Below are 20,368 nucleotides of genomic sequence, written 5' to 3' on the forward strand. Positions count from 1 at the left end.
GAGCAGTAAACCCCGCCGCTGGGACCACCCTGTGGAGGAACCGTCAATTCGCCCTGAATTCCCCGGTCGGGCGCACAAAAAAGCGGTCGATGCCACGAGGCATCGACCGCTCCAAGTCTCAAGTTCAGCTTGAAAGCTGTTTCAACATCCGGGTGTTGCCGAGCGTATTCGGTTTGACCCTCGCGAGCTCCAGGAACTCGGCGACACCCTCGTCGGAGGACCGCACGAGCTGCGCATACACCTCGGGCGGCACGACGTCCTCGCCGATGGGCTGATAGCCGTGCTTCGTGAAGAAGTCGACCTCGAAGGTCAGGCAGAACAGACGTCGCAGACCGAGCTCGAGCGCATCGGCTTCCAGACGGGCGACGATGGCGTGACCGACACCTGTGCCGCGCACGGATCGACCGGCCGCGAGCGTGCGGATCTCACCGAGGTCCTCCCAGATGACGTGCAGCGCACCGCAGCCGATGATCTCGCCGTCGCTCGTCTCAGCGACGCGGAACTCCTGCACGGCCTCGTAGAACACGACGTCGTCCTTGCCGAGGAGGATGCGCTCCTGGACGAGCGGTTCCACAAGCGCCTGGATGTGGCGGACATCGCTCGTGCGAGCGCGGCGGACCGTGTAGTCGACCATCGTGTGCTGTTCCTCTCAACGCCCGGCAGCGCGCCGAACGAACCGATTCTAATCCCGTGGAGTGACGCCGCAGCGCGATGCGCTCGCGCACGCGCGCGTCCGCGCCGTGAGCGCGCCCCGCACCGGGGTAGCGCTCGCGGCACAGACCCGCGCTCAGCGCCGCGCTCAGCGCCAGGCGGCGGGGCCGTCGGAGCCGGCGGGGTACGTGTCGATGGGGACGAGGCCCTTGCGCCACGCCGCGAGGACGGGCGACACGATGCGCCAGCACTCCTCGGCGACGTCGCCCCGCACGGACAGCGTCGTGTCGCCCTCCAGCAGCGACGCGAGCACCTCGCCGTACGCACTCAACGCCCCCGGCTCCAGCTCCGCGTGCAGCACGATGGGATCGAGCTTGAACGGATCGTCCTCGCCGTTGACCATGAGGTCGAGATCGAGCGACGAGGGGTTCAGCCCGATGCGCAGCCGCGCCGGCTGCTTGGGTCCGTGCAGGCCGGTCGGCAGGTGCGGGACCTCCTTGAACGTGAAGACGATGCTCTGCGTCGTGTGGTGCAGGGCCTTGCCGGAGCGGAGCGTGAACGGGACGCCGGCCCATCGCCAGTTGTCCACCGCGAGCGTCAACTCCGCGAGCGTCTCCGTCTCTCGCTCAGGGTCGACGCCTGCCTCGTCCACGTACGCCGGGAGACTCCGCCGTCCGATCTTCCCCGCGCCGTATCGCGCACGCCTGCTCGATGTGCCATCGCGGTCCAACGGCCTGGTCGCGCGCAACGCCTGCGCCATACCGCCGCGCAGATCCTCGGCGCCGACACTCGCGGGCGGCTCCATCGCGGCGAACGCGAGCACGAGCAGCAGATGACTCTGGATCATGTCGATGAGCGCACCCGCGCGGTCGTAGTACCCCGCGCGCCCTTCGAGCGCGAGCTGCTCGTCGAAGGTGATGTCGACGCGCTCGACGTTGTCGGCGGACAACAGCGGTTCGAAGATGCGATTCGCAAAGCGCAAGCCCAGCAGGTTGAGCACGGTCGACTTGCCGAGGAAGTGGTCGACCCGGAACACCTGCTCCTCTGGCACGAGGTGCTGCAGGAGGCGGTTGAGCGATCGGGCTGAGGCGAGGTCGGTGCCGAACGGCTTCTCGAGCGCGAGCGTGATGCCGGCGGGCAGCTCGATCTTCCGCAGGGCCTTGCACGCGAGCAATGCGACTGCCGGCGGGAGGGCGAAGTACAACGACACCCGGCCCTCAGCGGCACCGATGACCCTGGCCAGGTCGTCAGCGCTGCTCGCGTCCCCCTGGACGTACGTCGAACGCTCCGCGACGCTTGTGCCGAGCTTCGACGGCGTCCCGGAGAACGCCTTCGCCACCTTCGCGCGCCATCGTTCGTCCGAGAGCGGATCCCGATCCACGCCGATGAGGCGGATGTCGGAGCCGCGGGGGCTGGCGAGGAGCGAGGACAGTCCGGGGAGCAGCAGACGCGACGTGAGGTCGCCTCCGGCTCCGAGGATCACGAGCGTGTCGACCGTCATGGTCAGATCCTAGACCCGTCCCCTCTCCGCACGTCCAGCCGCTCCGTCCAGCCCGCCCCCCATCCATCCATCCGCTCCGTCCAGCCCGCCCCGTCCGTCCGTCCGTCCAGCCCGCCCCCGTCCGTCCGTCCGTCTGTCCGTCCGTCCAAACCTGCCGCCCAGACATCGAGCACAACTCCTTCAATTTTGACGTCCGCTGCGGCCGACCCCCGGAAATCCGCGGCCGCGCATCCGGCGGCGGCCACATCGAAGGAGTTATGCTCGTCGACCGCGGTCCTTGGGGCCGTCCAGGAACCACTACTGTTTCACTCATGCGCCTCGGAGTCCTCGACGTCGGTTCGAACACCGTCCACCTGCTCATCGTCGACGCCCACCCAGGCGCCCGCCCCATCCCGGAGTCGTCGCACAAGTCCGTCCTGCGGCTCATGCGGTACCTGACGGATGACGGATCGATCAGCGACGAGGGTGTGCAGGCGATCCTCGATGCGATCGGCGGAGCCGCGAAGATCGCCCGCGAGAGCGGACTCGACGAACTGCTCTCGATGGCGACCTCCGCCATCCGCGAGGCGAAGAACGGACCGGAAGTGCTCGCCCTCATCGAGGAGCAGACGGGGATCGCGCTGCAGGTGTTGTCCGGTGAGGACGAGGCCAAACTCACCTTCCTCGCGGTGCGCCGCTGGTACGGCTGGTCCGCCGATCGCATCCTCCTGCTCGACATCGGCGGCGGTTCGCTCGAGGTCGCGGCCGGTGGCGACGAGTACCCGGACGTCGCGATCTCGCTCCCCCTCGGCGCCGGCCGGTCGACCGTCGGGTTCCTGCACAACGACCCGCCGACGGCGCCGCAGCAGGACAATCTCCGCGCCTACGCTCGCGAGGTCCTCCGTGAGGGGCTCACGCACTTCGCCGACCTCCCGCAGGCGCAGCACGTCGTCGGCTCGTCCAAGACGATCCGCTCGCTCGCGAGGCTCGCCGGGTCGGTCGCCGATGGCGTCGGCGGCACGGACCGCAGCCTCCTCCGCCGCAGCCAGCTCGATGACTGGGTGCCGCGTCTCGCACGCATCCCGGCTGATTCCCGTCCGGCCCTGCCCGGCATCACGGCGGACCGCACGTTCCAGATCGTGGCCGGCGGCATCGTCCTGTCCGAGGCGATGGCGGCCTTCGGCGTCCGCGAGCTCGACGTCTCCCCGTGGGCGCTCCGCGAGGGCATCATCCTGCGCTACCTCGACCGTCTGGCCTGACGCCGTCCCGCGTCCGGTCCCTGAGCCTGTCGAAGGGCCCCACCGCCGGTCCCTGAGCCTGTGCCGTCCGGTCCCTGAGCCTGTCGAAGGGCCACTTCGACAAGCTCAGTGACCGGGGCTCAAGCTCAGTGACCGGGGCCCGCGCTCAGTGACCGGGGCCCAAGCTCACTGACCGGGGGCACGACCGCCACACACGACGAAGGCCCCCACTCCGCAGAGTGGGGGCCTTCGCAGTACAGCCGACTGCTAGTCGCTCGTGATCGCGAGGTCCGGCGTCACCGCACCGGTACCGAGCGCCGCCTGCGCGTTCACACCGGCGCCGACGGTCTCACCGCGCGAGGACGTCGTGAAGACGAACGCGCCGTTCGCGAAGTCCACGTGCACGTGGTCGCCGGCGTTGAGCTCGCCCTGCAGGATCCGCTCGCTGAGCTGGTCCTCGACCTCGCGCTGGATCGCACGACGCAGCGGACGGGCGCCCAGTGTCGGGTCGAAGCCGACCTCGATGAGGCGCTCCTTTGCCGCGAGGGTCAGCTCGATCGTCATGTCGCGGTCGAGCAGACGCTCCGACAGACGCTTCGCGAACAGGTCCACGATCTGCAGGAGTTCCGGCTTCGACAGCTGCGGGAACACGATGATGTCGTCGACACGGTTCAGGAACTCGGGCTTGAAGTGCTTCTTCAGCTCCTCGTTCACCTTGCCGCGCATGATGTCGTATCCGGTCGAGGCGTTGCCCTCGATCTGGAAGCCGACCGGGCCGCCCGCGATGTCGCGTGCACCCAGGTTGGTGGTCATGATGATGACGGTGTTCTTGAAGTCGACGACGCGACCCTGACCATCGGTCAACCGCCCCTCTTCCAGGATCTGAAGGAGCGAGTTGAAGATGTCCGGGTGTGCCTTCTCGATCTCGTCGAACAGCACCACGCTGAACGGCTTGCGACGGACCTTCTCCGTGAGCTGGCCGCCCTCTTCGAAGCCGACGAATCCGGGAGGGGCGCCGAACAGACGCGAGACCGTGTGCTTCTCGCCGTACTCCGACATGTCGAGCGAGATCATCGCGCTCTCGTCGTCGAAGAGGAACTCGGCGAGCGCCTTGGCCAGCTCCGTCTTTCCGACACCCGTGGGGCCGGCGAAGATGAACGAACCGGACGGACGCTTCGGGTCCTTGAGGCCTGCGCGCGTGCGGCGGATCGTCTTGGAGAGCGCCGCGATGGCCTCCTCCTGACCGATGACCCGCTGGTGCAGCGCCTTCTCCATAAAGACGAGCCTCGAGGACTCCTCTTCCGTGAGCTTGAAGACGGGGATGCCGGTGGCCTGGGCGAGCACCTCGGCGATGAGTCCTTCATCGACCTCGGCCGTCGTCTTGACGTCGCCGGACCTCCACTGCTTCTCCAGGCGGAGACGCTCGCCGAGGAGGTTCTTCTCCTCGTCGCGGAGGGATGCGGCCTTCTCGAAGTCCTGCTCCTCGATCGCCGTCTCCTTGGCCTCGCGGACCTTGGCGATCTTGTCGTCGAATTCGCGGAGCTCCGGCGGGCTGGACAGGATCGACAGACGCAGGCGTGCGCCGGCCTCGTCGATCAGGTCGATGGCCTTGTCCGGGAGGAAGCGGTCGGAGATGTAGCGGTCGGCGAGGTTGGCAGCCGAGACGAGCGCACCGTCGGTGATGGACACCTTGTGGTGGGCTTCGTAGCGGTCGCGCAGACCCTTGAGGATGTTGATCGTGTGCGGAAGCGACGGCTCCTGCACCTGGATCGGCTGGAAGCGGCGCTCGAGCGCAGCATCCTTCTCGAAGTGCTTGCGGTACTCGTCGAGCGTGGTGGCGCCGATGGTCTGGAGCTCACCGCGGGCGAGGAGCGGCTTCAGGATCGAAGCTGCGTCGATGGCACCCTCAGCGGCACCGGCACCCACGAGCGTGTGGATCTCGTCGATGAAGACGATGATGTCGCCACGCGTCCGGATCTCCTTGGTGACCTTCTTGAGGCGTTCCTCGAAGTCACCGCGGTAGCGGCTGCCGGCGATGAGCGAACCCAGGTCGAGCGAGTACAGCTGCTTGTCCTTGAGGGTCTCCGGGACATCGCCCTTGACGATCGCCTGGGCGAGGCCCTCGACGACGGCCGTCTTGCCGACACCTGGCTCACCGATGAGGACGGGGTTGTTCTTGGAGCGACGCGAGAGGATCTGCATGACCCGCTCCATCTCCTTGTCGCGACCGATGACCGGGTCCAGCTTGTTGTCGCGCGCAGCCTGCGTGAGGTTGCGACCGAACTGGTCGAGGATCTGCGAACCGCCCTGAGCCTGCTGCTCGCTCTGGTTGGCGCCGACGGGCGCGGCTTCCTTGCCCTGGTAGCCGGACAGGAGCTGGATGACCTGCTGGCGCACCCGGTTGAGGTCTGCGCCGAGCTTCACGAGCACCTGGGCTGCGACGCCCTCGCCCTCGCGGATGAGGCCGAGGAGGATGTGCTCCGTGCCGATGTAGTTGTGGCCGAGCTGCAGCGCCTCGCGCAGGCTCAGCTCAAGGACCTTCTTGGCACGCGGCGTGAACGGGATGTGTCCCGTCGGCTGCTGCTGGCCGGTCCCGATGATGTCGGTGACCTGCTCGCGCACGGCGTCGAGCGAGATCCCGAGGGATTCGAGCGCCTTGGCGGCGACACCTTCACCCTCGTGAATCAGACCAAGCAGGATGTGCTCGGTTCCGATGTAGTTGTGGTTGAGCATCTTGGCCTCTTCCTGGGCCAGGACGACGACTCGACGCGCACGGTCGGTAAATCTCTCGAACATGATCACACTCCTCCGGCACCGGGCAGGGTAGATGCCGTTACATCGAGAGTAACGATGGTGCGGCCGCTGTATGCCCTTGTTCGCCGTAGGCGTGACGGGAGGGGCCCGGCCTCGTGGCCGGACCCCTCCGTGATGGTGCTGCGATCGCTGCCGTCGTGGCGGCGCGATCGTGGGTGCGATGCGGCGCTAGACCGGGAAGCGCACCGTCGCGGCGAGCGCCCCTCCGCCCGGCACCTCCTCTGCCCGGACGGCGAGGATCTTCGCGTCGGCGAGCAGCGAGCGGCGCAGGATCTCGTCGATCACGCCGTAGTTGGACGCATCGGCGGTGTCGTCGAGGGTCACGACGCCCGTCTCCTCGTCGATCGTGCCAGGCACGCTCTGGTCGATGTCGACGAAGAGCGTATCGACGGCCTTCGCGGTCGCAGCCCTGGCGACGTCGCCGAGGTCGGTGACCGCGTGCCCGTTGGACGCGCTCGTCCCGAACTGCTCGCACAGCCCCTTGAGCTTGTTCGCGTACAACTCGTCGAGGATGGGACGGGCGGCCTCTGCGAGTTGCTCGTCCGAGCGGCCCTCCTGATTACCGGAGATCTCCGCCTTCACAACGTGCTGGTAGCTGCTGACGCCGCGGTAGATCGACGTCATCGGCTCTGCGCCGGCGATGATGAGCGGTTCCTTCGACCCGGCGAGGACCGGGGCGATGGCCTTGTCGATCGCGAGCGCGTACTCCTGCATCCGCACCTTCTGCCCCTCCGAGCCCTGGATGCGCCCCTGCGGGCTTCGGCCGCTGGATCCGCGGCCCCGGATGGAGTCGACGCCGGCCGCCTCCGCGACATCGGCGGGGATGCCCTCGACCTCGATGCTCGTGGCCGGCAGGTCGCGCGAGACGGCGACGAGACGGACGCCGCTCTGCGCGAGGGCGAGCACGTACGCCGACTGCGGGAAGGTGAGCGCCCGCATGAGCGGCTTGATGTAGTACCGGTCGGACACCTCGACGCAGGAGCCGAGGATGTTCGGCACCCGGAAGTAGCGGGTCTCGCCGCCCCTGATGAACACGGCGAGGCTGGATGAGAGATATCGGAGGAAGTCGCGATCTTCGAGGAGGTCGTCCACCGCCTGGGTGAAGGTGGCGATGGTCTGCTTGTCGGCACCGCCGGCCGTCATTTGTTCGGTGGCGGTCTTGACCTGGTTCTTCAGGTCGATGCGGACGTGATCCGGGTCGGTCTGTCCTGACGTGGTTTCCACGTAGATGGACACGCTCCAGGGTTCTCGAGCGGTCGCGAGGGCGACGACGTCGGCACGGGTCGGAATATCGGTGTGGTGCACAGATGCCTCCTTCATTCGCGTCAGACGGAACGTCGACCAGGAGCAGGCGACGTCTTCGATGGCCTGACTTGCCCCCAGTATAGGGAGGGCCGCTGGTCGTGTGGCGGGTCGATTCTGCGGACATTCGGAGGTCGGCCCCAGTTGCGCTGTTCTGCTCTCGTCCGTACTCGGCCGCACTCGTCCGCCGACGGCTACGGGCGGACGAGGAAGACGTCGACGGGGTCCTCGTGGTCGAGGACGAAGCCGTGGCGCTCGTAAAGGCGGCGGGCCGGCGATCCCTGCAGCACGTTGAGACGGAACGGGCGTGGACCGTCCGGGCGGCCGAGCACCTCCGTGAGGACCGCACCGCCGAGGCCGGCGCCCTGGACGTCGCGGGCCAGGTAGAAGTGCTCGATCCAGGTGCCGTCATCGGCAGGGCGCGCCGCGATGAGGCCGACCTCGGTGCCGTCGACGAGCACGACCCAGGTGTGGGCCGCATCGAAACCGGCGCGGAATCGCTCCCGCACACGAACCGGATCGAACCGGCCGAGTCTGCGCAGATCGTCCGCCATCACCTCCGCGCGGAGCTCCGCCATCCAGTCGACGTCGTCTGGCAGCGCCTGCCGCAGGGCGAACGGCACGGGCGGGTGACGCCTCGTCATCGGAGATCCACCGCGAACGGCACCCCGGAGGCCGTGAGGGCGGCGCGCACAGCAGTGTCGATGGCTGCGGCCGGCGACGCCGACTGATCGGCCGCCCGCACCTCGATCGACACCGTCAGCAACGGGGTGCCCGGCTTCCAGAGCACCCGGATGTCTGCGGCGTCGTCCGGGCCGAGCAGGCTCCGCGTCTCCAGCACCGCGTCCACGGCTGCCGCGACCTCGGTGGAGAACCGTCCGCCCTCCGAGCCGAGCAGGGTGATCGACGAACGCGTGCCGCCGGCCGGTGGAAGCGTGGCGACGGAGAGGACCACGTCGTCGATCGTGGAGGACGGCAGGGTCATGGCGGCGGTCTGCGCGAACAGCGCGGCCGGGTTCTCGACGGGCTCATCCGCCGTGACGCTCCGTCTGACACCGGTCCACGCCGGGCCGGACGGCGTCCCGAGCGTGATCTCGACGGCGCCGGGGAGTTCGTCCTCCGCGAGCACGGCGTCGATCGCCTCATCGACGCGGCCTGTCTGCGTGAGCACCCCACGCGATGCCACGGCCACCGCCCACGCGCCATCCGACGCCGCGATGCGGAGCCCGCCGAAGACATCGGCCAACTCCTTCTCCGACATCCGTTCGAGCGCCTCGTGGGCGACGGCCCGGACGGAGGCGGGGGGCGCGCCGTCGCGCATCGTGACGTCCGCCCGGACCGTGCCCGTCCGATGCTCCGCGGCCGGCTCGTAGACGACGTGCGCGTGGTCGACCGACTTCGACCGGTCGAGGTAGGACTGGAGGCCGCCCGATGCGAGCCTGGCAGCGTCGAAGATGCCACATCCGGTCGCCGAGACCACGATGACGCCCGCGAGCAGCACCCCGATCCCCCAACGTTTCACCCGTCCAGCCTACGGTCTCGCCGCACCCCGTCCGGTCCCGCCCGGGGCGGACAACGCTCGTCCGCTGCTACTGCAGCGCGGACGTCAACCGGGCGATGTTGTCGAGCACAGTGGAGCGCAGCGGCTGCTTCAACCACTCGGCGAGCGTCAGCTCCTTGCTGATCGACCGATAGCCGTCCTCCACCCCGCGCATCTCCGCCACGAACTCCCGACCGCGCACGAGCAACGACACCTCGAGGTTCAGACCGAACGATCGCATGTCCATGTTGCTCGACCCGATGACGGCGACATCGTCGTCGATCGTGAAGTGCTTCGCGTGCAGGATGTACGGCGCCGGGTACTGAAAGATCCGCACGCCGGCCCGCAACAGCGCCTCGTAGTAGGAGCGCTGCGCGTGCCACACCATCGCCTGGTCACCGATCTCGGACACGAACAGGTCGACGGGGACACCGCGCTGCACCGCCGTCGTCACCGCGGCGAGCAAGGACTCGTCCGGCACGAAGTACGGACTCGTGATGACAATGCGCTTCTGCGCAGCGAAGATGAGCGCGAGGAACAGCTTGAGGTTGTTCTCCCCGTCGAACCCGGGACCGCTCGGCACGACCTGGCACTCCAGTTCGCCAGCCGGCAACGCGTCCAGCACCCCCACCTCGGTGGACAGCACCTCATCGGTCTCGCTGTACCAGTCACTCAGGAAGATCGCGTTGATGCCGCTCACACCCGGTCCTTCGACCCTGGTCATGAGCTCTTTCCACTTGAGCCCGCGCTTGATGTTGCCGCTCTTGTTATAGCTGCGGTCGATGATGTTCTGCGACCCCATGTAGGCGATCGTCCCATCGACGATGAGCATCTTGCGGTGGTTGCGCAGGTCCGGCCGCTGGAACTTCCCCTTGAGCGGCTGCAACGGCAGCATGAGGTGCCAGTCGGCGCCCATCGCCGTCAACCGGGCGAGCGTCTGCTTGTAGTCCCTGGTCCGCCAGCTGGCGAAGTGGTCGAGCAGCACGCGCACCTGCACCCCACGACCGATGGCCGCCTCGAGCGCGTCGAACAGCGGGTAGGTGGTCTGGTCGCACGTGAGGATGTAGAACTCGACGTGCACGTACCGCTTCGCCCGCCCGATCTCCTCCGTCATCGCATCGAGCGAATCCTGGTACCCGCCGATGAGCGTCGCCGAGTTGCCGCCCTGCAGGGGCATCGAGCCGAGGTTGCGGTTCAGCTGCACGACGGAGCGGAACCAGGCCGGCGCGTCGGAGGTGAGGTTCGCGCGCACGAGGTCGCGGGTCGTCTGCCGGATGTAGACGTTGATGTTGTACTGCTTCTTGCGACGCTTCCGCGGCAGCTTCGGATTGCCGATCAGCAGGAACGCGATGACACCGAGGTACGGGATGAGGAAGATCGCGAGCAGCCACGCCATGCCGGCCGTCGGGCGGCGGTTGCGCGGGACGACGATGACCGCCACAACACGGATGATGAAATCGACCGCGAACAGCGCGACGCCGATCCAAGACCAGGTGAATTCGATCGTCATGTCGGCCATTCGCTCGGCGTGCGGGTACGCCTCAGCCTAGCGATCAACGACCGCCGGACGGCACCGGAATCAGATCAGTTCTCGCGAGTCGCAGCGGCGTTTGCCGGCGGCAGCCCGAGGCGGGCCCGCTCTTCAGCCTCGACGCGAGCGTAGGCCGCACGCTCGTTGCGGTCGGACCGGATGATGGAGCGCATGATCACCCAGAAGATGACGCCGACGAGCACCGTCGGCGCAAGGGACCAGAGCGCGTTCAACCAGTAGTTGTCCATAACCTCTCCAGGATACCCCGGATCACGCTGTGCATGGCCCGGGCGTCGCTGTTCGCAGCATGGACCCGGTCAGCTGCCGTTCGCGATGACGCCCCACACTCCGCTGATGATCAGGTACAGGCCGACACCGCCCACGATGACCCAGATCGCGATGCGGGCCATCGTGGGGGACGTCGACTTCTTCGGCTCTTTCGCGCCGTTCGGGTCCATCATGCTCATCGTCGCGCCTGACCGTCCGTGTTCGTTGGAGTTGGACCGCTACTTGACGAGCGGGAAGAGGATGGTCTCGCGGATGCCGAGGCCCGTGAGCGCCATCAGCAGGCGGTCGATGCCCATGCCCATGCCACCCGACGGCGGCATGCCGAACTCGAGCGCACGCAGGAACTCCTCGTCGAGGCGCATGGCCTCGACGTCACCCTGGGCTGCGAGCTTCGCCTGCTCGATGAAGCGCTCGCGCTGCACGACGGGGTCGACGAGCTCGGAGTAGCCGGTGGCGAGTTCGAACCCGCGGATGTACAGGTCCCACTTCTCCACGGCGCCGTCGATGGAGCGGTGCGCGCGGACGAGCGGGCTCGTGTCGACCGGGAAATCCATCACGAAGGTTGGGCGCACGAGGTCGCCCTTCACGAAGTGCTCCCACAGTTCCTCCACGTACTTGCCGTGGATGGGGTGCGGCACCTCGACGCCCTCGCGTGCGGCGAGCGCCTGCAGTTCCTCGATGGGGGTCTGCGGCGTGATCTCGAATCCGGCGGCCGCCGAGAGGCTCTCGAACATCGAGATGCGGTCCCACTCGCCGCCGAGGTCGAACTCGGTGCCGTCCGCCCAGGTGACGACGTGGCTGCCGCTGACCGCGAGTGCCGCCTCCTGGATGAGGGTCTGCGTGAGCTCCGCCATCGTGTTGTAGTCGCCGTACGCCTCGTACGCTTCGAGCATCGCGAACTCGGGGCTGTGCGTGGAGTCAGCGCCCTCGTTGCGGAAGTTGCGGTTGATCTCGTAGACGTGGTCGATGCCGCCGACGACGGCGCGCTTGAGGTACAGCTCCGGCGCGATGCGCAGGTACAGCTCGGTGTCGAACGCGTTGGAGTGGGTGACGAACGGACGGGCAGATGCTCCGCCGTGCATGACCTGCAGCATCGGCGTCTCGACCTCGATGAACGAGCGCGCCGTGAAGGTGCTGCGGAGGCTCGCGACGGTCTTGGCACGGTTGATGACGTTGAGGCGTGCCTGTTCGCGGGCGATGAGGTCGAGGTAGCGGCTGCGGACCCGCGTCTCCTCGCTCAGCTCGTTGTGCAGGTTGGGGAGCGGGAGGATCGACTTCGCGGCGATCTGCCACTCGGTCACCATGATCGACAGTTCTCCGCGGCGGCTGGAGATGACTTCGCCGGCGACGAAGACGTGGTCGCCGAGGTCGACGAGGTCCTTCCACGCTGCGAGGGACTCCTCACCGACGCTCGCGAGGCTGACCATGGCCTGGATGCGGCTGCCGTCGCCCGACTGCAGGCTCGCGAAGCACAGCTTGCCCGTGTTGCGGTTGTGGACGACGCGCCCGGCGACGCCGACCGTGACGCCCGTGGTCTGGTCGGCTTCGAGGGTGTCGAAGCGCTCGCGGAGGGCCGGGATGGTGTCCGTGATGGGCAGCGTGACGGGGTATGCGCCACCGGCTGCGGAGCCGGCTTCGTCGATGAGACGCTGACGCTTGGCGAGACGGACGGCCTTCTGCTCGGTGATTTCGGCTGCTTCGGCGAGTTCGGCTGCAGCAGTGGCTGCGTTCGTCGGCTCGTTGGGCTCTGCGGCGTTCGGCGTGTCCGTTTGCTCAGTCATGCTGTGGGTCTTCTCCTCGTGCGGTCATCAGAGTTTATCGGGGATGACCAGGACGCGATGTCACTGCCCTCCGGCCCGGGTCGCCCGCGACTCGCGGAACGTGCGGCACCTCTGCCGGACAGCCGTCGTTCAAACTGCCGGTTCCCCTGCGAAAGACCTGGGAAGAACCAGATGGAGGACTGCGGTTCGTCACCGGTCCTGTTGTGATCGAAGGACTGTGACCCCCATTCGGGGTACGCGACAACGCTGTTCACCGACCGAAAGGCACGCCATGACGACGACCACCCCATCGGCCATCTCCCGTCTCACCGACCGGGGAACGAACATCGGCCTCCTCGTGCTGCGCATCGTCCTCGGTGTGACGTTCCTCGCCCACGGCGCCCAGAAGTTCTTCGTCTTCACGATCCCGGGCACGCAGGCGAGCTTCGCCGACATGGGTGTTCCGTTGCCGGAGGTGGCGGCGATCGTCGTCGCGACGCTCGAACTCGTCGGTGGCGCGTTCCTCATCCTCGGCCTCGCCACGAGGATCGTCGGTGTGATGCTCGCCGTCGACATGGCCGTCGCACTGTTCCTCGTGCACCTGTCGTCCGGTTTCTTCGCGGCCGACGGCGGTGTCGAGCTGGTCCTGCTCCTCGCGGTCGGTGCCCTCGTCCTCGCGCTCACCGGCCCGGGCGTCTACGCCCTCGACACCTTCGTCCGGCGCCGTATCGCCCCCACCAGCTGACCTCCGTCCCGGAGCCGTGCTGCCGGTCCTCCCCAGTCCTGCCCGGTCCTCCCCCGCCCGGTCCTGCTCCGTTCTGCCTCGCCCAGCTCCGTCCCACCCCGCTCCAACCACATCCCCCACCTTCCCCCGGCACACCCCCCCCGGCATCCATCGCGCATAACTCCTTCAATTCGCCAGTCGCCCACGAGAAATCCGCGGAAAACCGCGGGTGAATTCTCAGACCGGCTCAATTTGAAGGAGTTATGCGCGATGGTGGCGCCCGGATGTGCTCGGGTCGGCTGCGGAGACGACTATTCAGGCAGGTCCCGATGGGGAGCACGGCCGAATGCCAGCTGCATCCAGGAGTGCGCGAACAGCGCGGCGAGCACAGACATCGCGATGATTGCGGCAGGAGATTTTGGCCAGGCTCCCCACGTTGCGGCATAGTGCGCGGCGACACACACGGCGAGCACGCAGATCCCGAACCCCACGGCACTCGTCGGAGCGCTGTGCGTGAGTCGCCACCACGGCCACCGCCCTCCGGGGGCGCGATGGTTGCGAACCAACCGCAACACCGCCCAGATGAGCAACACCTGCAGGACGTCCACCACACCCGAATCCTGCACTGACGGCGACACCACCCAGCGCTCCACGACCGCGTGCGGAAGCACAACGACCCAGATCAGAGCGATAATCCGCACGATCTGCATGGTCATCTGGAATTCCCGACATTCGAATCTCTCCACATGAGGTGGTCACCAGTATGCTGGCGCGATCGATGCGCCGTCAACAGTCGTGCGGCGTCACGGCACAAGAGGGACGGACGGGTCAGAGCAGGTCGAGGTCGTCGGTGGGAGCCGAGGTGGCCCGCAGGGCGTCATCGACCGTCGAACGCACGAGCGAGGACAGGAAGCTCCCGGGATTCTCGACGCCGATGCCGCCGAGCAGACCCGTCGCCTGCTGCACGACGGCACGGGAGAACGTGGACGCCGTGTCGATCGCCTCCGCATACGCCGGACGGTCGGCCTCTGACACGATGACCGGCTCAGCCCCCATCTCGACGACGAGCGCCTGACCAATCGGTTGGACGGGACCTGGCGCCGTCACCGCGAAGTACGCGCCGTGCAGACGGCTCAGATCGAGACTCGTGCCGGAGAACGACATCGCCGGGTGCAACGCGAGCGGGATCACCCCGGCAGCCATCGCCGGCGCGAGCACAGCCGTGCCGAACACCGCCGCCGTGTGCGCGACGAGCTGCCCCGGCTGCCAGGCGCCGAGCGCCGCGAGACCGGCGACGAGCTGCTCGATCTCGGCATCGGGCACCGCGATGATGACGAGTTCACTGCGCTCGACGACCTCCGGCGTCTCCAGCACTGGCACCCCGGGCAGCAATGCCTCCGCCCGATCCCGGCTGTCCTCCGAGACCGCCGTGATGCCCACGATCGCGTGACCGGCGCCGGCGAGAGCCGCTCCGAGCACCGGACCGACCCGACCGGACCCGATGATCCCGACCCCGAGCCTCGCGCTCCGCGCATCCATGCTCACGCGTGCCTCCCGCCACCGGACGATGCCGGGTAGTCCGGGGACTCGGGGGACTCCTGCGATGCCGGGGGCTCCTGCACGACCGGGGCCTCCGGTGCCGCAGACTCGTTCACCGCACCGGCCAACCCCATCGCCGCCGTTCGCTCGTCCAGCGCCGACTCGTCGACGACGGCCCCGCCCACCAGATCCGCGTACGGCGCCGTGACCGCTGCTTCCTCGGCCGACACCTCCTCGTCGAGACTCGCCCAGCGGTGGCTGCGATCGCCGGACTGGGCCGCGACGATGCCGGCGGCGGTCGCCTCGAACAGGCGGATCGCCTCCTCGCGCGCGACACCGGGCAGTTCGGCGACGATCGCCCCAGGGACGGTGTGCGCGGTGGCCGTCGCGATATCGAGGACCCGCAGCAGCGGGCCCTGCTCGATGCGGATGCTCTGCAGACGAGCGAGCGGCAGGATGTCGAGCTTGCGCCAGATGACGCCCTTGCGGAACAGCAACAGCCCGTCGCGCAGGGCGTAGCCGGTGCGGCGCCAGGCGAGTGGGTTGATCCAGAATGACCGCTTCGGCGAGGACACGAATCCGAGGCCGTCACGCGTGAGGAGTGCCGAATTGAGTGGCCCCCATGCGCTGCCGTCGATGCGCCCCGCGAGCATCAGCTCGACGACCTTCGCGGCGTCCTCGAGCGATCCGACCGGGAGCACGGTGTTGGTGGACGATCCGCGCGCGGCCTGTTCGAGCGAGAGCCCGGCCTTGTTGATGCGCACCTGCCACCAGCCGAACGGCCGCCAGATGATCGACTGGCTGACCTGGATGGCGTGGATCCGGCCGGGCGGGATCGTCTCGTTGGTGGTCGAGAACAGCCCGAAGCCGACCCGGACGCCCGCCGGGGTCGCTGCGATGCTGTACCTGGCAGCCTTGGTCACACCAGTCCAGTAGTACCCGACGAGACCGAGCACCATCGGCACGGCGAAGAACAGCGGGAAGTAGGTGCCACGGCTGACGAACACGGCGGCGACGATCGCCACGACGATGACGACCCAGGTGTACCAGCTGAGCACAACCGAGCCGATGAGACGGCCGAGCGACATCTTCACCACCGATTCGGGCGGCGCTGCGTCCGGATCGAGCTCCGGCGAGATGAAGTCGTCCACCCGGTCCGTGACGAACCGCGAGACCGCCGCGGTGGCGGCCGCGCTGCGGCTCTCCGGCTGCACGGGAGCTCCCGGTCCGCCTGGAAGACCGGCGGTACCTGGACCGACGGGCGCACCTGGCACGCCGGGTCCGCCGGGGACGCCAGGAGCGCCGGGCGCCCAGGTCTCCGCACCCGGCCCGGCGACGACGCCGGCGTTCGCGGCAGTGTTCGCGCCAGTGTTCACACCACCGGCCGCAGCACTCCGCTCGGCGAGCTTCACTCCGCTCGCGAGGGTCAGCACGTCGCGACGCAAGCCGTCGGCATCGCTGCCGTAGAGGTATTCGAGCTTGACGTTGGCGTCCTGCCCGGCGACGCTGACATTGATCCTGGCGGCGCCGACGATGCGTGCGAGCACCGGCTTCTCGATCGAGACGCCCTGGATGCGGTCCAGCTTGGCCTTTCGGTGCGTGCGGAACAGCACACCGCTGCGCACCTCGACGGCCTCGTTCGTGACCCGGAAGGTGTGCATCCGCCAAGACAGGTAGAACAGGCCGATCACGATGATGAGCCCCCCGGCCAGCGCGAGCAGCCCCCAGCCGACCCACCCGTGGGAGATCACGTAGTCGATGGGGTCCCCCGGCGCGCGACCCGGCTGCGGCAGGAACAGTTCGATGATCCGCTCGCGGAGGTTCGCGATGACGATGCCCAGGATAGCGATGAACGCGATGCCGCCGCGCAGCAGCGGGGTCGCCGGGTGCAGGCGGTGCCACTGGCCGTCGACGAGGCTCTGCCCAGCGACCCTCGCGACGATGGGGTCGCTCACAGGCCCGTCCGTCGGCTCTCTGCGACGGCGACGAGGTGGTCGCGCAGGGCTTCGGCATCGGCGTCGGTGAGGCCGTTGATGACGACGCCGGTCGACGCGGACGCCGTCACGAACTTGAGGTCGGCGAGGCCGAACGCCCGGGAGAGCGGGCCGCGGTTGATGTCGATGAGCTGCATCCGGCCGTAGGGCACGGCGACGAACCGCTGCCACATGATGCCGCGTCTGAAGAGCAGGTCGTCGGCACGGAGCTGGTAGCCGATCGCCCGCACACGACGCGGGATAAATGCCGCGGTGATGACGAGGACAATCGCGACGACGCCGTACGGCAGCCACACCCAGACGAGGCCCCACACGAGGGCGACGAACACGGCGACGGCAGTGAGGATGAGGATCGTCGCGGCCGCCGAGATGAACTCGACCGCGATGAACTTGGAGCTCACCCGCCGCCATTCGACGCCCGGCAGATCGAGTCGTCTGCCGCTGCGCGGGAGCGGAGCTTCAGCAGCGGCGGCAGCAGGCGTTGCCGCAGCAGCAGGTGCGGCGGCAGCAGGCGCTGCGGAGGTGGCGGGGGTCCCGGCGACCGGCGCCCGACCGGCGAACTCGGCCTGCCCGGCCGGTTCAGTGGTGGGCGGAACTGGCTGGGGCTCCTGGTGCGTCATCGTCATCATCCTTCGGCACGGTGCAGAACCACTCGGCCACCAGAGCGGCGGCAACGAGCGCGGCTGATCCCACGATGGACGCGATGACCAGCCAGAACGAGCCTACCGCCGGAACGATCGGGCGGGTCAGCAGGAACAGCAGCACGCCGACCGAGGCGCCGAAGACGAGCGACCCCGCGAGGCTCGACGCCTTCGCGAGCGCGGCGATCCGCAGAGCGCGGAACGGGTCGATGCGGCGCTTCGTCCTGCCGGTCGTCGCCCGGCGGATGGGCAGGGAGATGGCGATGAGGATGATCGCGATGGCGATGAGGGAGATCGCGAGGGTCACCGGCGGGATGATCGAGGGGCGTCCGCCCGAGACCGTCGCGACCTCGCCGAGGAACCCGCCGACGACGCCGACGGCGCCGAGGATGATGAGCGGAGTCGCCGAGGTGCGGTTCATCGTGCGTCCTCGTCCGTCACGAGTTCCACCGTTCCGTCGGTCGCGGCCGGCAGGGCGTCGATGCGACCGAGGCCGGGGATCACGGCGTCAGGATCCAGCTGCAGCCACGGCACGACGACGAACGCGCGTTCCGCCGCGCGCGGGTGCGGCACGGTGAGCGTGGCGTCGTCGATCGCCGCGTCGCCGTAGACGACGATGTCGAGATCGAGCGTGCGATCCCCCCATCGTTCCTCACGGATACGACCGTTGGTGTTCTCGACGAAGTGCAGGGCGTCCAGCAGATCGTGCGGTTCGAGTGTGGTTCGCACGATCGCGACGCCGTTGAGGTACGCGGGCGCGTCCTCGTCCACGCCGTCCAGCTTCACGGCAGCGCTCGAGACGAGCGGCGAGAGGACGACCGATGCGATGCCTGGCGCACGCCGCAACTGTTCTGCGGCTCCCAGGATGGTCTGCTTCCGCTCCCCCAGGTTCGCGCCGAACGCGACGACGGCGGTCGTCTCGGCCCCGCCGCGCGGCACCGGGAGGCGCCGGTTCGGGTCGTGGATGGGCGTGCGCGAGACCATCAGGCGTCCGCTCTCGTCCGGGTGATCGTCACGGCGACGTCCGCGAACGGCACCGTGATGGGCGCCGTCGGCTTGTGCACGGTGACCGTGACCGCATCCGCGCGTTCGTGTTCGAGGACGAGGGACGCGATGCGCTCGGCGACCGTCTCGATGAGGTCGACCGGGTCCCGCTCGACGGCGCCGACGACGGCTTCCGCCAGCTCGCCGTAGTGCAGCGTCGCACGGAGGTCGTCTCCGTCCGATGCCGCGCGGAGGTCGAGGGACACGGAGACGTCGATGACGAACTCCTGTCCGTTTTCACGTTCGAAGTCGAAGACGCCGTGGTGGGCGAACGCGCGGAGGCCGGTGAGGGTGATCGAATCAGTCATCGGAACCACCCTGCCATGCCGCGAGCGTGTCGAGCGCGAGGCGCGTGCTCGCGACGTCATGGACGCGAACGCCCCAGGCTCCTGCTTGGGCGGCGAGGACGCTCACAACGGCGGTCGGCAGATCGCGGGACTCCATCGGCGCGTCCTCCGGCAGCAGCGCCCCGAGGAACCGCTTGCGGGAGGCACCGACGAGCACCGGGAACCCGAGCGCTTCGAGCTCGTGCAGGCGGGCGAGGATCCGCCAGTTGTGATCGGCGTTCTTCGAGAACCCGAGCCCCGGATCGACGACGATCTGCGACGGCAGCACGCCCTGCGCCAGGAGCGCGTCGACGCGCGCGCCGACCTCGCCGGCGACGTCGTGGGCCGCGTCGGTGTACTGCGCGCGGCTCGACATCTTGTCCGAGTGTCCCCGCCAGTGGCTCACGATGTACGGCAGGCCGCTCTCGGCCGCGACGCCGGCCATCCGCTCATCCGCGAGGCCGCCGGAGACGTCGTTGAGGATGGCTGCGCCGGCAGCGACGGCCGCGCGCGCCGTGTCCGCGTTCATGGTGTCGATGCTCACACGGACCCCGGCCGCGGAGAGCGCCTCGATCACCGGGATCACCCGTGCGAGCTCCTGAGTCGTGGCGACGCGGGCTGCGCCCGGCCTCGTCGACTCCCCGCCGATGTCGACGATGTCCGCGCCGTCGGCGACCATCTCGAAGCCGTGCGCGATCGCGTCGTCGACGTCGAGGTAGCGACCGCCGTCGCTGAACGAATCGGGTGTCACGTTGACGACACCCATGATCTGCAGCCGTGACCCGGGCGAACCAGCTCCGACCACAGCGTCGGTGAGCCACGTCATCTGCTCACCGTCCGGGTTCTGGGTGTTCGGCCGGCCGAGGGTCCGTCGTGGCCCCCAGCATTGCGAAGATCTCCGCACGCGCGATCGGTTCGCGCAGCGCGCCACGGCTCGCGACCGTGACCGTCGAGCTGGACGTCTGACGGGGACCGCGTGTGGTCACGCAGCCGTGCACCGCGTCGAGGACGACGAGCACACCACGCGGTTCGAGGCCGTCGTTGATCGCGTCGGCGATCTGCTCTGTGAGCCGTTCCTGGACCTGCGGCCGGGCGGCGAGCGTCTCGACCACCCGCGGCAGCGCCCCGAGACCGATGACCTTCTCCGCAGGCAGGTACGCGATGTGCGCGGTGCCGATGAACGGGAGCAGGTGGTGCTCGCACACCGAACGGAAGGTGATGTCGCGCATCAGCACGGCCTCGCTCGTGCGCTCGCCCTGAGATCCGGCGGCGCCGTCGCCGGCGTCACCGTCGCCCGAGGTGCCGTCACCGACCGGGATCGTCCGCTGGAGGTGCGCTCCAGCGTCCTCCCCCACGCCGGCGAAGAACTCGGAGTAGGCGTCCGCGACACGCGACGGCGTCTTCTCCAGACCGTCGCGGCCGGGATCCTCGCCGATTGCGGCGAGGATCTCCAGGACTGCCGCTTCGATCCGCCCCCGATCAATACCTGCCATGGC

General features: G+C 68.5%; 21 protein-coding genes. 2 read left to right on the plus strand and 19 right to left on the minus strand.

Annotated features, from left to right (window positions below; all coding sequences use genetic code 11):
* Nucleotides 1-124: 124 nt before the first annotated feature.
* Together ACL9RL_RS03390 and ACL9RL_RS03395 are read right to left on the minus strand one after the other, a co-directional pair.
* Nucleotides 125-634, minus strand: coding sequence for an amino-acid N-acetyltransferase (locus tag ACL9RL_RS03390; RefSeq protein WP_422778806.1), 510 nt, complete (start codon nucleotides 632-634; stop codon nucleotides 125-127).
* Between the two features lie 165 nt (nucleotides 635-799).
* A complete protein-coding gene (locus ACL9RL_RS03395; protein ID WP_422778807.1) occupies nucleotides 800-2,152 on the minus strand; it encodes a glucose-6-phosphate dehydrogenase in 1,353 nt (450 codons plus the stop codon).
* A 311-nt stretch (nucleotides 2,153-2,463) separates the two neighbouring features.
* On the opposite strand from ACL9RL_RS03395, the gene ACL9RL_RS03400 reads away from it, so the two are divergent.
* Nucleotides 2,464-3,390, plus strand: a complete 927-nt coding sequence (locus tag ACL9RL_RS03400) for a Ppx/GppA phosphatase family protein (RefSeq protein ID WP_422778808.1) — start codon at nucleotides 2,464-2,466, stop codon at nucleotides 3,388-3,390.
* Between the two features lie 246 nt (nucleotides 3,391-3,636).
* On the opposite strand, the gene ACL9RL_RS03405 is transcribed toward ACL9RL_RS03400, so the two are convergent.
* From ACL9RL_RS03405 to lysS, 8 genes are all read right to left on the minus strand, one after another.
* Entirely contained in the window at nucleotides 3,637-6,165 is a 2,529-nt protein-coding gene (locus ACL9RL_RS03405) for an ATP-dependent Clp protease ATP-binding subunit (protein ID WP_422778809.1), read from the minus strand.
* 186 nt (nucleotides 6,166-6,351) lie between these two features.
* Nucleotides 6,352-7,488, minus strand: coding sequence for a hypothetical protein (locus tag ACL9RL_RS03410; protein WP_422778810.1), 1,137 nt, complete (start codon nucleotides 7,486-7,488; stop codon nucleotides 6,352-6,354).
* Nucleotides 7,489-7,679: 191 nt separating this feature from the next.
* Complete coding sequence (locus ACL9RL_RS03415; RefSeq protein WP_422778811.1) at nucleotides 7,680-8,129, minus strand: GNAT family N-acetyltransferase; 450 nt, start codon at nucleotides 8,127-8,129, stop codon at nucleotides 7,680-7,682.
* Entirely contained in the window at nucleotides 8,126-9,007 is an 882-nt protein-coding gene (locus ACL9RL_RS03420; RefSeq protein ID WP_422778812.1) for a hypothetical protein, read from the minus strand. The genes ACL9RL_RS03415 and ACL9RL_RS03420 overlap by 4 nt, the downstream gene beginning before the upstream one ends.
* A 67-nt stretch (nucleotides 9,008-9,074) precedes the next feature.
* Entirely contained in the window at nucleotides 9,075-10,544 is a 1,470-nt protein-coding gene (gene cls, locus ACL9RL_RS03425) for a cardiolipin synthase (RefSeq protein WP_422778813.1), read from the minus strand.
* 65 nt (nucleotides 10,545-10,609) lie between these two features.
* Nucleotides 10,610-10,804, minus strand: coding sequence for a hypothetical protein (locus ACL9RL_RS03430; RefSeq protein ID WP_422778814.1), 195 nt, complete (start codon nucleotides 10,802-10,804; stop codon nucleotides 10,610-10,612).
* A 69-nt stretch (nucleotides 10,805-10,873) separates the two neighbouring features.
* Nucleotides 10,874-11,023, minus strand: a complete 150-nt coding sequence (locus tag ACL9RL_RS03435; RefSeq protein WP_422778815.1) for a hypothetical protein — start codon at nucleotides 11,021-11,023, stop codon at nucleotides 10,874-10,876.
* A gap of 39 nt (nucleotides 11,024-11,062) precedes the next feature.
* Nucleotides 11,063-12,625 (minus strand): lysine--tRNA ligase, encoded by a 1,563-nt coding sequence (lysS, locus tag ACL9RL_RS03440; protein ID WP_422778816.1) that lies wholly within the window; start codon nucleotides 12,623-12,625, stop codon nucleotides 11,063-11,065.
* 271 nt (nucleotides 12,626-12,896) lie between these two features.
* Here lysS and ACL9RL_RS03445 point away from each other — a divergent pair, with 271 nt between their 5' ends.
* Nucleotides 12,897-13,349, plus strand: a complete 453-nt coding sequence (locus ACL9RL_RS03445) for a DoxX family protein (protein WP_422778817.1) — start codon at nucleotides 12,897-12,899, stop codon at nucleotides 13,347-13,349.
* 290 nt (nucleotides 13,350-13,639) lie between these two features.
* On the opposite strand, the gene ACL9RL_RS03450 is transcribed toward ACL9RL_RS03445, so the two are convergent.
* The 9 genes from ACL9RL_RS03450 to folE form a co-directional block, all read right to left on the minus strand.
* Complete coding sequence (locus tag ACL9RL_RS03450) at nucleotides 13,640-14,044, minus strand: hypothetical protein (protein WP_422778818.1); 405 nt, start codon at nucleotides 14,042-14,044, stop codon at nucleotides 13,640-13,642.
* Between the two features lie 112 nt (nucleotides 14,045-14,156).
* Nucleotides 14,157-14,867, minus strand: a complete 711-nt coding sequence (locus tag ACL9RL_RS03455) for a Rossmann-like and DUF2520 domain-containing protein (RefSeq protein ID WP_422779207.1) — start codon at nucleotides 14,865-14,867, stop codon at nucleotides 14,157-14,159.
* Between the two features lie 2 nt (nucleotides 14,868-14,869).
* Nucleotides 14,870-16,822 (minus strand): PH domain-containing protein, encoded by a 1,953-nt coding sequence (locus ACL9RL_RS03460; RefSeq protein WP_422778819.1) that lies wholly within the window; start codon nucleotides 16,820-16,822, stop codon nucleotides 14,870-14,872.
* Nucleotides 16,819-17,262 (minus strand): PH domain-containing protein, encoded by a 444-nt coding sequence (locus ACL9RL_RS03465; RefSeq protein WP_422779208.1) that lies wholly within the window; start codon nucleotides 17,260-17,262, stop codon nucleotides 16,819-16,821. Before ACL9RL_RS03465 ends, ACL9RL_RS03460 begins: the two co-directional genes overlap by 4 nt.
* A 178-nt stretch (nucleotides 17,263-17,440) precedes the next feature.
* A complete protein-coding gene (locus tag ACL9RL_RS03470) occupies nucleotides 17,441-17,923 on the minus strand; it encodes a DUF3180 family protein (RefSeq protein ID WP_422778820.1) in 483 nt (160 codons plus the stop codon).
* On the minus strand, nucleotides 17,920-18,486 hold the full coding sequence (gene folK / locus ACL9RL_RS03475; protein ID WP_422778821.1) for a 2-amino-4-hydroxy-6-hydroxymethyldihydropteridine diphosphokinase: 567 nt from the start codon (nucleotides 18,484-18,486) through the stop codon (nucleotides 17,920-17,922). The genes ACL9RL_RS03470 and folK overlap by 4 nt, the downstream gene beginning before the upstream one ends.
* Nucleotides 18,486-18,854, minus strand: coding sequence for a dihydroneopterin aldolase (gene folB, locus ACL9RL_RS03480; RefSeq protein WP_422778822.1), 369 nt, complete (start codon nucleotides 18,852-18,854; stop codon nucleotides 18,486-18,488). Before folB ends, folK begins: the two co-directional genes overlap by 1 nt.
* Nucleotides 18,847-19,698: a dihydropteroate synthase gene (gene folP / locus ACL9RL_RS03485; protein WP_422778823.1), complete on the minus strand. Its 852-nt coding sequence runs from the start codon at nucleotides 19,696-19,698 to the stop codon at nucleotides 18,847-18,849. The genes folB and folP overlap by 8 nt, the downstream gene beginning before the upstream one ends.
* A 4-nt stretch (nucleotides 19,699-19,702) precedes the next feature.
* The gene (gene folE / locus ACL9RL_RS03490) at nucleotides 19,703-20,365 is read right to left on the minus strand and encodes a GTP cyclohydrolase I (protein WP_422778824.1); all 663 of its coding nucleotides are present in this window, start codon (nucleotides 20,363-20,365) and stop codon (nucleotides 19,703-19,705) included.
* Nucleotides 20,366-20,368: the final 3 nt, after the last annotated feature.

Origin of the sequence: Plantibacter sp. Mn2098, assembly GCF_049319745.1 — a bacterium.
Classification (GTDB): domain Bacteria; phylum Actinomycetota; class Actinomycetes; order Actinomycetales; family Microbacteriaceae; genus Plantibacter.